The sequence below is a fragment of the Streptomyces sp. NBC_00258 genome, from assembly GCF_036182465.1.
Lineage (GTDB): Bacteria > Actinomycetota > Actinomycetes > Streptomycetales > Streptomycetaceae > Streptomyces.
Genome location: NZ_CP108081.1, coordinates 10,116,003 through 10,131,079 on the forward strand (window position 1 = coordinate 10,116,003; position 15,077 = coordinate 10,131,079).

At 69.9% G+C, this 15,077-nt stretch carries 12 protein-coding genes; 4 read left to right on the top strand and 8 right to left on the bottom strand.

Translation table 11 applies throughout. The features are described 5' to 3' along the window. Window positions 1–28: 28 nt before the first annotated feature. Both OG718_RS44840 and OG718_RS44845 read left to right on the top strand, forming a co-directional pair. Complete coding sequence (locus OG718_RS44840; protein ID WP_328846855.1) at window positions 29–685, top strand: TetR/AcrR family transcriptional regulator; 657 nt, start codon at window positions 29–31, stop codon at window positions 683–685. A gap of 609 nt (window positions 686–1,294) precedes the next feature. Then, complete coding sequence (locus OG718_RS44845) at window positions 1,295–1,450, top strand: hypothetical protein (protein ID WP_186001642.1); 156 nt, start codon at window positions 1,295–1,297, stop codon at window positions 1,448–1,450. A gap of 285 nt (window positions 1,451–1,735) precedes the next feature. On the opposite strand, the gene OG718_RS44850 is transcribed toward OG718_RS44845, so the two are convergent. The 7 genes from OG718_RS44850 to xylB form a co-directional block, all read right to left on the bottom strand. Then, on the bottom strand, window positions 1,736–2,497 hold the full coding sequence (locus tag OG718_RS44850; protein WP_143644828.1) for a thioesterase II family protein: 762 nt from the start codon (window positions 2,495–2,497) through the stop codon (window positions 1,736–1,738). Between the two features lie 513 nt (window positions 2,498–3,010). After that, entirely contained in the window at window positions 3,011–4,534 is a 1,524-nt protein-coding gene (gene exaC / locus OG718_RS44855; protein WP_143644827.1) for an acetaldehyde dehydrogenase ExaC, read from the bottom strand. A 248-nt stretch (window positions 4,535–4,782) separates the two neighbouring features. Next, complete coding sequence (locus OG718_RS44860) at window positions 4,783–6,093, bottom strand: GAF domain-containing protein (RefSeq protein WP_328846856.1); 1,311 nt, start codon at window positions 6,091–6,093, stop codon at window positions 4,783–4,785. Window positions 6,094–6,244: 151 nt separating this feature from the next. Continuing rightward, window positions 6,245–6,856, bottom strand: coding sequence for an N-acetylmuramoyl-L-alanine amidase (locus OG718_RS44865; protein ID WP_143644825.1), 612 nt, complete (start codon window positions 6,854–6,856; stop codon window positions 6,245–6,247). Between the two features lie 138 nt (window positions 6,857–6,994). Then, window positions 6,995–8,008 carry an acetamidase/formamidase family protein gene (locus OG718_RS44870; RefSeq protein WP_328846857.1) on the bottom strand — a complete coding sequence of 338 codons (1,014 nt, stop codon included), beginning with the start codon at window positions 8,006–8,008 and terminating at the stop codon, window positions 6,995–6,997. Between the two features lie 385 nt (window positions 8,009–8,393). Continuing rightward, window positions 8,394–9,626 (bottom strand): ROK family transcriptional regulator, encoded by a 1,233-nt coding sequence (locus OG718_RS44875; protein ID WP_143644823.1) that lies wholly within the window; start codon window positions 9,624–9,626, stop codon window positions 8,394–8,396. Between the two features lie 150 nt (window positions 9,627–9,776). After that, complete coding sequence (xylB, locus tag OG718_RS44880; RefSeq protein ID WP_328846858.1) at window positions 9,777–11,222, bottom strand: xylulokinase; 1,446 nt, start codon at window positions 11,220–11,222, stop codon at window positions 9,777–9,779. 189 nt (window positions 11,223–11,411) lie between these two features. Here xylB and xylA point away from each other — a divergent pair, with 189 nt between their 5' ends. Both xylA and OG718_RS44890 read left to right on the top strand, forming a co-directional pair. Continuing rightward, window positions 11,412–12,578 carry a xylose isomerase gene (gene xylA, locus OG718_RS44885; RefSeq protein WP_143644821.1) on the top strand — a complete coding sequence of 389 codons (1,167 nt, stop codon included), beginning with the start codon at window positions 11,412–11,414 and terminating at the stop codon, window positions 12,576–12,578. 417 nt (window positions 12,579–12,995) lie between these two features. Continuing rightward, on the top strand, window positions 12,996–13,610 hold the full coding sequence (locus OG718_RS44890; RefSeq protein ID WP_186001641.1) for a hypothetical protein: 615 nt from the start codon (window positions 12,996–12,998) through the stop codon (window positions 13,608–13,610). A gap of 47 nt (window positions 13,611–13,657) precedes the next feature. On the opposite strand, the gene OG718_RS44895 is transcribed toward OG718_RS44890, so the two are convergent. Continuing rightward, on the bottom strand, window positions 13,658–14,998 hold the full coding sequence (locus OG718_RS44895) for an esterase-like activity of phytase family protein (protein ID WP_328846859.1): 1,341 nt from the start codon (window positions 14,996–14,998) through the stop codon (window positions 13,658–13,660). Window positions 14,999–15,077: the final 79 nt, after the last annotated feature.

Here is a 15,077-nt window from a genome sequence, read left to right on the forward strand (position 1 = left end):
CATGCCAATGTCTCGTAGGATTGCCCGCATGGGACACCGCGAGCAGTTGTTGGCAGGCGCCAAGCGCTGCCTCTATGAGCGCGGTTATGCGCGCACCACGGCCCGCGACATCGTCGCCGCGTCGGGAACGAACCTTGCCTCGATCGGCTATCACTTCGGGTCGAAGGAGGCGCTGCTGAATGCTGCAGTGATGGAGGCGTTCGAGGAGTGGGGCGAGGAACTTGAACGGGCGATGCCCGGGCAGGGTGGCTCCGGTGAGAGTGGTGAGGAGCAACTCGTGGCCATGTGGACACGGGTGACGAAATCTTTCCAGTTGCACCGCCCGTTGCTCGTCGCCAGTATCGAGGCATTTGCCCAGGCCGAGCATGCTCCGGAATTGCGGAAGCAGCTGGCTGACGACTACGAGCGCGCCCGTGGTGCGATGGCCGAGTTCATCGCGCCTGGCGACGCCCGTGAGGACAATCGTGTCGCCCGTGCCGTCGGCTCCTTGCATCTCGCGATGCTCGCGGGGCTGAGTCTTCAGTGGCTTCTCGATAGTGAACGCGCCCCGACGGGCCAGGACATGGTGGACGCCCTGCGTGCCGTATCGCAGGGGCTGGGTGATTTCACCCCCGACGTTACGGGTGTGACGGTTGCAGGAGACGACGATCCGGGGTCGGGCGATCCGGTTGTGAACGAGGCCTAGGGGCTGAATAGGGGTACTGGTCGACCGGGCGTCTGTCTTATCGTTGTCCTGGGCGTTCTGATTCCCCGTCACCACCACACTGCCGCGGGGATTCCGAATGGCGTGGGACTGTTTTCCCCCGAAACGGTTCGGCGTCTGCCCTGTCGGTCCGGAGAGCCGATAACACCACGCCCGTGTTCTCCGGACCGGCCGCACAAATTCCGTCCCGTTTTTCTTGCCATTTTCGCCGTAATGTGCGATCTGGCCGGATCGGCTGTCGCGGAGCCGCCGCAGGGCAGTTGGTCGGCCGTATCAAAATTCCGGTGATGATCGCCGTCCGTACCGCAATGCCGTTTGTTCAAGAGATTACATAGAGATTGACAAGAAACGGCAAGGGTAATGGTGGGAAGGCTTTTCCCAACATGCCATTGGGTAGTGTCCTTTGGGCATGTAGTGACGAGCGGCGGTCTTCAGCGGAAGCGCCGGCGGGGTAACTCAACGAGACGGAGGCCTACCGTGCGCGTGCGGGCTCGGCCAGGGGTGGACGTTGCCGTTCTGGAGGACGGACGGCTTGAACTCACGTGCCCTGCGTCCGGTTCGCGCTTCTTGTGCAGTGCCATCAGCACCGCCATGTGGATCGCCCTGCTTCAACAGGGAGGCCGGCCCGACGCCGCAGCCGCGCTGCTGGCGAAACACTGGGACCTCAACCCCGAGTACATGCAGTCCGATTTCAGCCTCTGGATCGAAGAGCTGCGCGCCGCGGGGCTGTTGCAGATCATCGCCTGACCGAGCCGGTCACCGACCGGTTCGGTCAGGGCCGCCGCATCTCCGGCATGACGCGGCGCGGCAGGTTCTCGGGAAGACCGTGACGCCGCCACTCCCTGGGGACAGCCCACCGACACTTCCTCGAACCGGACCCCGTGGTGCCAGGCTCGTACGCCGGCGCCGCCTCCTTGCCGGCGGCGTCCGGCGTGCGGAACGAGTCCGAACGGGGAGGCAGACCGTCCCCGATCTTCCGGTCCTCCGGATGCGCGACGTGCAGGTCGCCTACGGCCGGCAGGCTTCCTCGGGTCACTTCGCGGCCATGGCGCCGCGCTCCGCGACGAACTGCCGGATCTCCCGAAGTACCTGCGAGGCATGCGAGTTGAGGTAGAAGTGGCCGCCGTCGAAGAAGCGGAAGGTGGTGTCCTCAGTCGTGTGTTCGGCCCATGAGCGGGCCTCGTCCTCGTTGACCTTCGGGTCGTCGTTCCCGGTCAGGACGACCACGGGGCAGCCCACCCGTGGGCCCGTCTGCGGGCGGTAGGTCTCGGCGGCGCGGTAGTCGCTGCGCACCGCGGGGAGGATCATCCGCAGCACCTCCTCGTCCCCGAGGACCGCCGGGTCCGTGCCGCTGAGGCTGCGCAGTTCCGTGAGCAGCCCCTCGTCGTCGGACTGGTGCACACGCTCGTCCCGCCACCGTGACGGCGCCCGGCGCCCGGAGGCGAAGAGACCGAGCAGCGTCGTGCCCCTGGCCTCCAGCCGCAGGGCCACCTCGTAGGCCAGCGACGCGCCCATGCTGTGCCCGAAGAAGGTCAACGGTCGGTCGAGCCAGGGTTCGAGCTCCGGGACGATGAGGTCGGCCAGCTTCTCGACACTGTCCACCAAGGGCTCCGTACGGCGTTCCTGACGGCCCGGATACTGCACCGCCACCACGTCGATCTCGGGCGACAGGGCGCGTGAGACGGGGTGGTAGAAGGTCGCGGAGCCACCGGCGTGCGGGAAGCAGACCAGGCGCGTCGAGGCGTCCGGCGCGGGGTGGTAACGCCTGATCCACCTCTCGGAGTTCGTCGCCATGCTGAGGTGTGTCCTTTCGGTTCCAGACGGTTGTGGGGCCGTTCGGCCGGCCGGGCGGGTTGGTGCGACCGCCACGGCGTCCCGGCGCGGGTCGGCTCCCACCGTCCTCGCCCCGGGACGTCGGCGCGGGATCCCGCGGAGCCCTCCCGCGAGACCGCGGACTCCCGCTTGCCTGCCGCGCCGTTGAGGCAGCGCGAGCGGCGAGTCGGCCTTGCCCACCCATTGGACGCCGCGACGCCCCTGGCCCGCCAGCACGTACACCCCCTACGTTTGCTCCCTGTCACCCCTAACCTCCGGGGCGGGGACGGCCGGTGTGTCCGACGGCAGACCCGCGGAGGCGTCGACTGCCGAGCCGCCATCGTGCTGGGCTCCACCGCTGCCGGCTCCGCGTACAAGAACGACTTCTCGCTTGTCGTCCTTGTGCTGCTGTTCGCTTCACTTCACTGCTCAACTGTTCGTCACGAAGGGCGCCCGACAGGAACCTTCCCTGGTCAGGCGCCCTTTTTCCTGTGCCTAGAAGAAGCCCAGCTTCTTCGCCGAGTACGACACGAGGAGGTTCTTCGTCTGCTGGTAGTGCTCCAGCATCATCTTGTGGTTCTCACGGCCGATACCGGACTGCTTGTAGCCGCCGAACGCCGCGTGCGCCGGATACGCGTGGTAGCAGTTGGTCCACACCCGGCCCGCCTGGATCGAACGGCCCGCGCGGTACGCCGTGTTGATGTCCCGTGTCCACACACCGGCCCCGAGCCCGTACAGCGTGTCGTTGGCGATCTTGATGGCGTCGTCGAAGTCCGCGAACGACGTGACCGACACGACCGGGCCGAAGATCTCCTCCTGGAAGATCCGCATCCGGTTGTCGCCCTGGAAGATCGTCGGCTGGACGTAGTAGCCGCCCGCCAACTCCCCGTCGTAGTCGATACGGTGACCGCCCGTCAGAACCTTGGCACCTTCCTGCTGGCCGATGTCCAGATAGGAAAGGATCTTCTCCAGCTGGTCGTTGGAGGCCTGGGCGCCGATCATCGTCTCGGTGTCGAGCGGATGGCCGGGCTTGATCAGCTCGGTACGGGCGACCGCCGCGTCGAGGAACTCGCTGTAGTGGCCCTGCTGGATGAGCGCCCGGGACGGGCAGGTGCACACTTCGCCCTGGTTCAGCGCGAACATCGTGAAGCCTTCGAGGGCCTTGTCCCGGAAGTCGTCGTCCCGCGCCCACACGTCGTCGAAGAAGATGTTCGGCGACTTGCCGCCGAGTTCGAGAGTGACCGGCTTGATGTTCTCGGAGGCGTACTGCATGATCAGCCGCCCCGTCGTGGTCTCGCCGGTGAAGGCGACCTTCGCCACGCGCGGGCTGGACGCGAGGGGCTTGCCCGCCTCGACCCCGAAGCCGTTGACGATGTTCACCACGCCCGGCGGCAGCAGATCCGAGACCAGGCTCATCCAGTAGTGGATCGATGCCGGGGTCTGCTCGGCGGGCTTGATGACGACCGCGTTGCCGGCGGCGAGCGCCGGGGCCAGCTTCCACACCGCCATCAGGATCGGGAAGTTCCACGGGATGATCTGCGCCACGACGCCCAGCGGCTCGTGGAAGTGGTACGCCACGGTGTCGTCGTCGACCTCGCCGAGCGAACCCTCCTGCGCGCGGATCGCCCCCGCGAAGTACCGGAAGTGGTCGATGGCGAGGGGTATGTCGGCGGCCAGGGTCTCGCGGATCGGCTTGCCGTTCTCCCAGCTCTCCGCGACCGCGAGCTTCTCCAGGTTCGCCTCCATCCGGTCGGCGACCTTGAGGAGGATGTCGGCACGTGCGGTCACCGACATCCGGCCCCAGGCGGGAGCGGCCGCGTGCGCCGCGTCGAGCGCACGGTCCACGTCCTCCGCCGTGCCCCGCGCGATCTCCGTGAACGGCTGCCCGTTCACCGGACTCGGGTTCTCGAAGTACTGCCCGCGGGCCGGCGGCACGTACTCGCCGCCGATGAAGTGGTCGTACCGCGCCTGGTAGGAGACGATCGCGCCCTCGGTGCCGGGCGCCGCGTAACGGGTCATGTGCTCTGCCTCCCGTGAAAGGACCGCCCGCCGTTGGACGGCTCTCGGCGCGAGGGTAGGTGCGGAGGGGTTGCAGGTACGTTGCGCCGCCGCCCTGGCAGCGAGGTCGGGGAGCGGGCTGCGGGGTGCGGGGTGCGGAGCGCGGTGACGGCGTGGGCGTACGGACATGGGGGTGGGGCTAGGCGGCGGCGAGCGCCTTACTGTTGCCGTCGGCGTGAGCGCGCCTCGCGACTGTGAGCGCGTGGCCCTCAGCGCGGAGCCCGGTCACGGCTCGCGGACGCGGACTGCTCGGCCTCCAGCTCCTCCAGGCGTGCCCGTACCGGAGGCGTCGGCCGTATCGCGGCGAGCGCCCGCCATGCGTCGAGGTCGTCCTCGCCCCACGGCGCGTGCGCCCAGTCCGCCAGCAGATCGGGGTCGCGGCCGGAGACGAGCGCCGCACGCAGCCCGTCGGCGAGCCGGCGCCGCAGTCGCACCACCGCCGGAGCCTGCGAACCGGGCAGCAAGGGCCCGGTGTACGCCGCCACCGCCGCCATGACCGCGCCGACGCCGAGCTTGCGCTCCACCACCTCGACATCGGACTCGACCGGAACCGTGAGCCGATACGGCCGCGAACCCAGCGCCCCCGCCCCGAGGAGACGGCGCAGGCGTGCCAGCTCCGCGCGCAACGTCACCGGCGTCACCGACTCGTCCTCGTACAGCGCACACAGCAACTCGTCGCCGGTCAGTCCCTCGGGGTGCCGGGACAGCAGCACCAGGATCTCGCTGTGCCTGCGGCTCAGACGCACCTTGCTGCCACCCGCGACGAGCAGTGCCTCGTCCCGGCCCAGAGCGGTCAGTTCGAGCACGTCGGCCGTGGCCGGGGCCGGAGTGAGCAGCGCCAGTTGGGACTCCGCGGCGCGGGCCACGGCTTGCACGAAACCCAGACTGTGCGGATGCGCCAGCCCGTCCCCGCCGGTGATGTCCACGGCTCCGAGCAGCCGCCCGGTACGCGGATCGTGCACCGGAGCCGCCGCGCACGTCCACGGCTGGACGCTCCGGATGAAGTGCTCGGCCGCGAACACCTGCACCGGCCGGTCCAGCGCGACCGCTGTACCCGGAGCGTTCGTGCCCACCGCAGACTCCGCCCACCGCGCACCCGGCACGAAGTTCATCCCGTCCGCCTTCTGCCGTGTCCCGGGATGGCCCTCGACCCACAGCAGCCTGCCCTGCGCGTCGCACACCGCGAGGAGGTGTTCGCCGTCCGCAGCGAACGTCCCCATGAGTTCACGGAACAGTGGCATCACCCGCGCCAGTGGGTGCTCCGCCCGATACGACCCGAGGTCACCGTCGGTGAGCTCCACACACGCGGAGCCGTCCGGCCCCACCCCGGCCCGTGCCGAACGCCGCCACGAGTCGGCCACCACGGACCGCACCGGCCGCGGGACCGTGCCGGCCTCCGTGAACGTCTCGTGGGCGCGTCGCAGTACGCGCACCCGATCGACGGGATCGGCACCCGGTTCCAGGGCCACCCATGGATCGGTCAACTCGGCCTCCCCGGAAGGCTGTGCGGCTGGGGACATCGTCACTCCGGTGGCGGATGCGGACAAGTGCCGCGACCACTCCGGGCCCCGCCCCCACCACAACTCGTGGTGGCTACCGATGCTCCCCACTTTCAACCTTCCTTCGGCTCTCTTTCGCCTTTCCCTCGACGTTCTTCCGACGGGCCGCTGGTCAGGCGAAGTTGACCAGTCTCATGTAGCGCGTCCAGTCCCAGTGCGGGCCGGGATCGGTGTGATCGCTGCCGGGCACCTCGTAGTGCGCGAGAATGTGCGAACGGTCCTTGGGGATCCGGTACTTGGTGCAGATCGCCGCCGTGAGTTTCGCCGACTCCTCGTACATCGCGTTGGTGAAGTACGCGGGCTTGTCCACCCAGCCCTCGTGCTCGATGCCGATGCTGCGGGTGTTGTAGTCCCAGTTGCCCGCGTGCCAGGCGACGTCGCGCTCGCGCACCATCTGTGCGACGTGACCGTCGGACGACCGGACGACGTAGTGCGCGGACACCTTCTTCTTCGGGTTCTGGAAGATGGCCAGAGTGTTCGTGTAGGTCGCCTGCGTCACGTGGATGATCACGAAGTCGACCGGATGGGTCGTCGGGCGGTTGGCGACCGTGTAGTTGGACGCGCTCGCCGGCGACCACTCGGAGGGCGGGTAGTCGATCCCCTGGGGCTTCGCACCTGCCCGGGTGGTGGGCAGTAACGCCGTGGAGAGCGTGGCGAGGGCCGCACTCTGCAGCAGGCGCCGCCGACTGGGAAGGGCCGTGGGCAGGAATTTGGCTCGGTCCATGGGGTGCCTCTCGGTGAGAACGGAAGTGGTGGGGGAGCGGTGCGGGTGCTGGGAATCATGCGGGCGCCTGTGCCAAGTCGCGGTGGTGGCAGTGGAAACGGTGGCGGCGGTACGGGGTGGCGGCGGCGGTGGGACGAATCAACGTGCCAGCGCGACGGCAGCTTCGCGCAGCCGGGCGTGCAGGCCCCGGTGGGTCTCCCGCTCGGGCAGCCATTCCTTGCGGAGCTTGGCGACGCATGTGTAGTTGGTGTCGCAGACATTGGCCAGCGGCGACTCGACGGTCTGGGTCGCGAACTGGTAGGCGTCCAGCTCGCTGAAGCCGTAGTCCCGCACCAGCCACTGCACCAGGTCGAGCTGCGATATGCGGAACGCGTCCTCCAAGGGGCGTGCCGAACCGGTCGAGATGATGTGGGTGTCCGACTCGATGCGGGGCCACGGGGTGGCGACCCCCTTGAGCAACTCGACGATCACCACGGTGTTCATCGCGCACTCGACGGCCACCCCACAGGTCTCGCCCTCACCCTGCCGCGCATGCCCGTCACCGAGGCTGAGCAGCGCCCCTTCGACGTTCACTCCGAGATAGCAGGTGACACCGGCCCGCATTTCGGGTGTGTCCATGTTTCCGCCGTGCGCGTCCGGAACCAAGGCGGAGCGCACCTCAAGGTTGGCGGGCGCCACACCGACGGTGCCGTGCATCGGGTCCATGGGCAGCTCGATCCGGATGTCGCTGTCGCGGGCGCTGAACAGTGCGGTGCGGCGCGCCCGGTCGAGCTGCCAGATCCACACGGTCTCGGGCAGGGGCGGCTGCAGAGTCGCCGTGGTGTGCGTGGACGTGAGCGCCCCGAACAGCGGGACCGTCGTCGAGGCGGCCCAGTCCCGCGCCGGCTCGATCGACACGAAGTGCACGGCGACCGTGTCGCCCGGCTCCGCGCCCTCCACATGGAACGGACCCGTCTGCGGATTGAGGAACGGGAATTCGCACACCTCGGACACCAGATCCTTCTCCGACCGAACCCGACCGGCGAAGCAGTCCTCCGTATAGAGGTCGAGGACGGTGCCCGGCGCGATACGCGCCACGGGCGGCGCACCGCCGAACGTCCAGGCGTACTCGCCGGGTTCGGGACGCACGGTCAGGATCCGCGGGTCGCTCATGGTGCACAGCTCCGTTCTGCCGAAGGGTGGCGGACGACGTCGCAGCGGCACCACGAGCACCACCACTGCGGCCATCATCCAGGCAGCGGCTACCGAATCCACGTACGACACCGGCGCCGTCAGCCCGGACACGCCTCCGCCCGGTTCGTCCGACGGTGGCGTCTCGCGTGAATCACGGTACGGCTCTCGTCGGTTGAGGAGGAAGAACGCTCTCAGGTCCGTGGACAACGCTGTGACTGTGGATAACTCCGCCACCCACAAGGGGGATTGAGGCGCCGGGACGCTGCGAAGAGAGCGCTGTGACGGAGCTGAGGACCAGACCGAGAACCTCATGAGCCCGGGTCGTCCAGGAGGCCCAGGAGATCCAGGACGTCTTCAGCGTGCCCTACGCCCCGCTGCCACTCAGCGCCGCTCCGCCGCCACCCACCGCCGCCGGATCGTCCATCACGGCGCGCACGACGGAGTGCGCGGCACCCAACAGCGGGCCCTCGGGGCCGAGCCGGGAGACGGACACCGCGCAGGCGGGACCGGCAGTCCTGCGGGCCAACTCCCGCTCCAGCGACGGCAGCAGCCAGGGCGCGAGCCCGGACAGCGCCCCGCCCAGCACGACGGCTTCGGGGTCGAGCAGATTGACGGCGCCGGTCAGCGCGATGCCCAGCGCGGTCCCGGCGTCGCGCAAGGCTCTGCGCACGTTCTTGTCGCCCTGCGCCGCACGCTCGGCCAGCAGACCGACACGGTCCTCGCCCGGTTCCAGGCCGGCGGCGCGCAGGACGGCCTCCTCGCCGGCGTACTGCTCCAGACAGCCGCGCCCGCCGCACGCACACGCGGGCCCCTCGGGACGTACCGGGACATGCCCCAACTCGCCCGCGAAGCCATGTTTCCCGCGCAGCAGCCGCCCGTCCACGACGACCGCCCCGCCGATGCCGATCTCGGCGGAGACGTGCACGAAGTCGCGCGGCGCGGTCTCGTTGAGCCAGAGTTCGGCCAGTCCGCCGAAGTTCGCCTCGTTGTCCACGGTCAGCGGGACGTCGTCCGGGAGCAGAGCGCCGAGGTCCGTGTCGTGCCAGTCGAGGTTGGGGGCGCGCACCACGGTCCGGGCGTCGCGTGCCACCAGGCCGGGCACGGCGACGGCGAGTCCAGCGGGCCGCAGGCCTTCCTTGGCCGCCTCGGTGACGACCTGCCGTATCAGCCGGGTCAGTTCCCGCAGCACCGGTTCGGGCGACCTGCCGCGGTTGGTGCCGTGCCGTACCGCCCGGGCCCGGACCTCACCGCGCAGATCGACAGCGCACACGGCGAGATGGTCGACGCCCACCTCCGCACCGATACCCGCCGGACCGCGCCCGCTGAGTGCGAGCGCGGAGCCGGGTCGCCCCACCCGCCCGGGCCGCTCGGGACCCAGCTCATCGAGGAGCCCTGAGCGGATCAGCTCGTCCACGAGCGTGGAGACGGCAGCGCGAGTGAGCCCGATGCGTGAGGCGACGGCGGCACGGGACAGCGGCCCCTCGGCGTTCACGGTGTGCAGCACCCGCGAGAGGTTGCGGCGCCGCATGCCCTGTTGCGTATCGGGCAGCCGACGGCCGGGACTGCTGGGATGGGCCTCGTGCAGCGGTGCGGTCATGCTTCCGTCAGTCCTCGTCCGGCCGGTCGCTTCATGGCTGTTCTGTCCGTGCCTGCCCATCTGCCCGTGCCTGTCGATCTGTCCGTGCGTGCCGACGCCCCCGGAAGGGGAGCCGTCGGCGTCGATCGGTCCCGCCTCCCAGGCGCGGCATCAGCGCTGATCAGCCTCCCGCTCCAGCAGTGGGGCCGCGTCGGAGAGTACCCCGGCGATCCGTGCCAGCGCCGCCTCGTCGCGCTCCACGGCGTCCAGCACCGGCCCGCGAGCCGTGTCCCAGCGCCGGGCGACCGCCGCCGGATCCTCGCCGGTCAGCAGGCCCGCTGCCTGTGCGGCGGCACCGAGCGCCACCAGCTCCTTGGCCTCGGGCACCTGGACGGGCCGCCCCGACAGCCGTCGTACGGTCTCCTGCCATGCCGTGCCACGCGCGCCTCCGCCGATGAGCAGCAGCGGCGCCGAACGGTCCGCGTCCTCGTCGAGCACCAGGTCGAGCGCGCCGAGCAGCGAGTGGACCGCCCCGTCGTACGCGGCCTGGAGCAGCTGTCCGCGTGTCGTGTCGTGCCGCAGCCCGTGCAGCAGGCCCGAGGCGTGCGGCAGGTCAGGAGTGCGCTCGCCGTCCAGGTAGGGGAGCAGCGTCACGCTCGTGCCAGGCTCGACGGCCTCGCGGTCGATGCCCAGCAGAGCGGCGACGCGGTCCACGGCGAGCGTGCAGTTGAGGGTGCAGGCCAGCGGCAGCCAGTCGCCGCGCGCGTCGGCGAAACCCGCCACGGTGCCGGTCGGGTCTGCGGGGCGGCGTGTGGAGACCGCGTACACGGTGCCGGACGTGCCGAGGCTGAGCACCGCAGTACCCGGTCGCAGTCCGAGCCCGAGTGCCGCGGCGGCGTTGTCACCGGTGCCGGGCGCGACCAGCGTGCCCTTGGAGAACGGCAGGTCACCGCTGGCGCGCACGGTTCCGGCGACCTCCCCGGGCCGGACCACGCGGGGCAGCATGGCGGGGTCGAGCCCCACATGGCGGAGGACCTCATCGTCGTACGCCTCAGTGCCTGACGCCCACCAGCCCGTACCGGAGGCGTCGCCGCGGTCGGTGGTGCCCAGCCCCGTGAGGCGCTCGGTGAGGTAGTCGTGGGGGAGTCGCACGGCGGCGGTGGCGCGTACGGAGTCGGGCTCGTGCTCGGCGAGCCACGCCCACTTGGTGACCGTGAAGGACGGGCCCGGCACACTGCCGGTGCGCTCGGCCCAGGCCTTCGGGCCGCCCAGCTCCTCCACGAGCCGGCGCGCCTGCGGCGCCGAGCGCACGTCGTTCCACAGCAGGGCCGGACGCACCGGGTCGCCCTGGGTGTCGAGCGTGACGAGACCGTGCTGCTGGCCTCCCACGGACACCGCGGCGGCCTCGCGTGCCGCGTCCCCGCACTGGTGCAGTGCCTCGCACAGCGCGTCCCACCACTGCCGTGGATCGCTCTCGCGACCCGCTCCGGAGGAGACGGTGTGCGGCGCCTGGCCGCTCGCCACGACCTCGCCGGTGGCCGCGTCCACGACCAGGGCCTTGGTGGACTGGGTGGACGTGTCCACGCCGACGACGAGCGGACCCTCGGCTGCTGACATCGAGCTCTCCCTCTTCCGCGGCTCCGCGGGATCTGACCTGGTGTTTTCGGGGTGTAGCCGGGCCCACGCGGCACGGATTCCACTCCTCGTCCCCGTTCGAGGACATCTTGTCTCTTCCCAGAGATGCCTCCGCATACTAATTTGTTAAGTGCCATGACGAAATAGTCGGAGCAAGCAAGGAGCCGCGGCATGAACTACCAGCCCACCCCCGAGGACAGGTTCACCTTCGGCTTGTGGACCGTCGGCTGGCAGGGAAGGGACCCGTTCGGCGACGCCACCCGGGCCGCCCTGGACCCGGTCGAGTCGGTGCAGCGCCTGGCGGAGCTCGGCGCCTACGGAGTGACCTTCCACGACGACGACCTGATTCCCTTCGGGTCCTCGGACACTGAGCGCGAGTCGCACATCAAGCGCTTCCGGCAGGCTCTCGACACGACCGGTATGACCGTGCCGATGGCCACCACGAACCTGTTCACGCACCCCGTCTTCAAGGACGGCGCCTTCACTGCCAACGACCGGGACGTACGCCGCTACGCCCTGCGCAAGACGATCCGTAACATCGACCTGGCAGTGGAGCTGGGAGCGCAGATCTACGTCGCCTGGGGCGGCCGTGAGGGCGCAGAGTCCGGCGCCGCCAAGGATGTGCGGGTCGCGCTCGACCGCATGAAGGAGGCCTTCGACCTCCTCGGCGAGTACGTGATCTCCCAGGGCTACGACCTGCGCTTCGCGATCGAGCCGAAGCCGAACGAGCCCCGCGGCGACATCCTCCTGCCGACTGTCGGCCACGCCCTGGCGTTCATCGAGCGCCTGGAGCGGCCCGAGATGTACGGCGTCAACCCGGAGGTGGGCCACGAGCAGATGGCCGGGCTGAACTTCACGCACGGCATCGCGCAGGCCCTGTGGGCGGGCAAGCTCTTCCACATCGACCTGAACGGCCAGTCCGGCATCAAGTACGACCAGGACCTGCGCTTCGGAGCGGGCGACCTGCGGTCCGCGTTCTGGCTCGTCGACCTCCTGGAGTCGGCCGGTTACGCGGGTCCGAGGCACTTCGACTTCAAGCCGCCGAGGACCGAGGACTTCGACGGCGTGTGGGCGTCGGCCGCCGGCTGCATGCGCAACTACCTGATCCTGCAAGAGCGGACGGCCGCCTTCCGGGCCGATCCCGAGGTCCAGGAGGCCCTGCGCGCCTCGCGTCTGGACGAACTGGCGCAGCCCACCGCCGCCGACGGCCTCCAGGCGCTGCTCGCGGACCGCGCGGCCTTCGAGGACTTCGACGCAGAGACGGCCGCCGCGCGCGGGATGGCGTTCGAGCACCTGGACCAGCTGGCCATGGACCACCTGCTGGGCGCCCGGGGCTGATTCCGTACGGCTTCCGTACGGTTCGATTCGGCTTCCGTTCGGCTCCGATCGGTCGGAACCCAGCCGGGGCACGGCCCGAGGACTCCTGCGTGGAATCCTCCGGAATCATGCGATCCACGCCATGAGTCCGTATCAAGTTCCGCGCAGGGGTCGCGTCGTGACCGGTTCGAGGCGACTCTTGACGGTATGGCCACGCCGCCCTTACCGCCCCAGCCTCCTCGGCCGCCGGACAACACGCCTCCTCCGGGCGGCGGTGGATTCGGCCCGCTGCCCGAAGGCTTCGGACCTCCTCCAGAGGGTTACGGCCCTCCGCCCGGAGGCAACGATCCGCCGTGGGAGGGGGGCGGCGGAGGCTGGCAGCCGCCACCGCCGTCGCCGCCTCCCGGGCCACCGGGCGGCCCTGGACGACGCCGCCGGGTGCTGTTCCTCGTGCTGGCCGTGATCGTGGTCCTCGGTGCCGGCTCCGCGGTCGCTCTGGTGGCCACCAGCGGTGACGGTTCGTCCGACAAGAAGTCACCCTCGGAGAGCGACTCCACCGCCGGGGGACTGCCGACGCCTTCGCTGAGCATCCCTTCGGAGCTGCCCACCGAACTGCCCTCCCTGCCAACCGATGTGCCGTCCGGTCTGCCCAGCGGCGTCCCGACCGACCTGGACTCGCTGCTCCCGTCCCTCGGGGGCGACGACGTGCCGTACTACATGCTGCGGACCGGTGACTGCTTCAACATCGACGACACCAAGCCCGGCCAGGCCGCGAAGCGTTCGTGCAGCGCGGCGCACGACGCCGAGGTCGTGAAGGTGGCCGAACTGGAAGGCACGTACACGACCGATGCCGCCCTCAAGAAGGCGGCATCGGCTCTCTGCGCGAAACCCCTGGACACCAAGGCGGCCAAGCAGCCCGCCGGCACCGTGCGGGGCACCCTGGTGCAGTATCCCGACCCCACCGGGTTCAAGCTCGGCATAGACAAGGTCGCCTGCAGCCTGGCCGCGGACGTCGGCGCCGGAAAACGCAAGCTCACCAAACCGCTGACATGAGCCACGCGCGCGTGAGAGGTGTGAAAACGCCCGGCTGAGGCGGGAACTCAGATCCCGCGCGGCAGCCGTACGTACGTCACGGTGGTCTCGATGCCGCTGTCCACCAGCCGTCCCCGGGCGTCGAAAGCCTCCGGCCCGTCCGTCATTCCGAAGTCGTTGTCATTGATCAGTGCCAGCGTGTCGTGATCCACGCGCGCGACGCCCTCGATCTTCCCGGGCACCCCCTTCACCGAGGCGAGGTCGACGACAAGACGCTTGCGCAGCACCGGAACGCCGGAGGCCGCGGGGTCGTCGAGCTGCTCCAGGGAGGGTGCCGTCGTGCCGTCGTCCCACTTGTCCCCGAGGATGTCCGCACCCCGGGTCAGTTTCACGACCTGCAGCCGGGCGGCCTTGTCGGTGCGTTCCTCGACGAGCAACCGGTCGCGGCCGACGGCCACCACGGAGGAGATCTTCAGCTCGGAGGTGTCGTCCTCGCTCGGGTCGACCACGTTCACCGGGTCGAACCGGTACGCGTACTCGGCGGTGACAGCCCGCTTCTTCGGCGAGAAGCGCAGCAGACGTGTCGTCAGCGACGCCTCGCCCGCATCCGTGTCCGGCAGCGACAGCGGACTCTGCACGGCCATCACCAGGTCCCCGCCCGGCAGTTGGGCGAGCCCTTCGAAGCCGCGGTTGACCTTCCGGTGCAGCAGGACGGCGGGCAGCGCCTCAACCACCCGATAGTCCGCACCGGTCAGGCCCAGCCCCTTGGGCACGTACCGGGTGAGCACCTTCCCGCGCGCGGAGACGTGGATCAGCGAGGGCCCGTACTCGTCCACGAGCCAGAAGCTGCCGTCCTCGGCCCGCACGATCCCCTCGGTGTCCAGCCCGTTCGGGTTGTACGAGAGCGGTGCCTTCGCGTCGTAGGAGTACGGCGCCTCGTCGCGTCCCTTCTGGTTGGACAGGCCCGTGACGGGCTTCCCCGAGGAGGTGGTGACCGGGATCGCGTCCAGCACCTTCACGGTGTCACCGGACACCCGGATCCGCACGATCGCCGGATCGAAGCCGGGCACGGGGAAGGTGCGGCGCTTCTCGCCGGCCACCTTTATCTGGCCGTTGGGGCCGCGGTCGGTGACCGTCCAGAACTCGCCCTTGCGGCCCGCGGGGTAGATGTCGCTGCCGATGCCGCCGAGATCCACGCCCCGGTCGTCGCCCACCGTGCCCGGCAACAGCGTGTTGCTGAACGTGCCGAGCGGAATGTCGCCGAGTGTCGCGGAGCCCGTGACACGCGCCTCCCCGGAGGGCGCACCGACCGCGGTGCCCGCCACCGCGAGAGCGGCCAGCAGGGCGAGCGGCACGCCCGCGGCGACGGAACGGTGGACGCTGCGCCGGCCTGCGGCGTACGGGGACATGGGGCCTCCTGGGGCACGAATTCGGTGACAGCGGCCAGAGTTCGCCCCCGCCCCGAACGCCGTACGGCTGGAGGGTGAA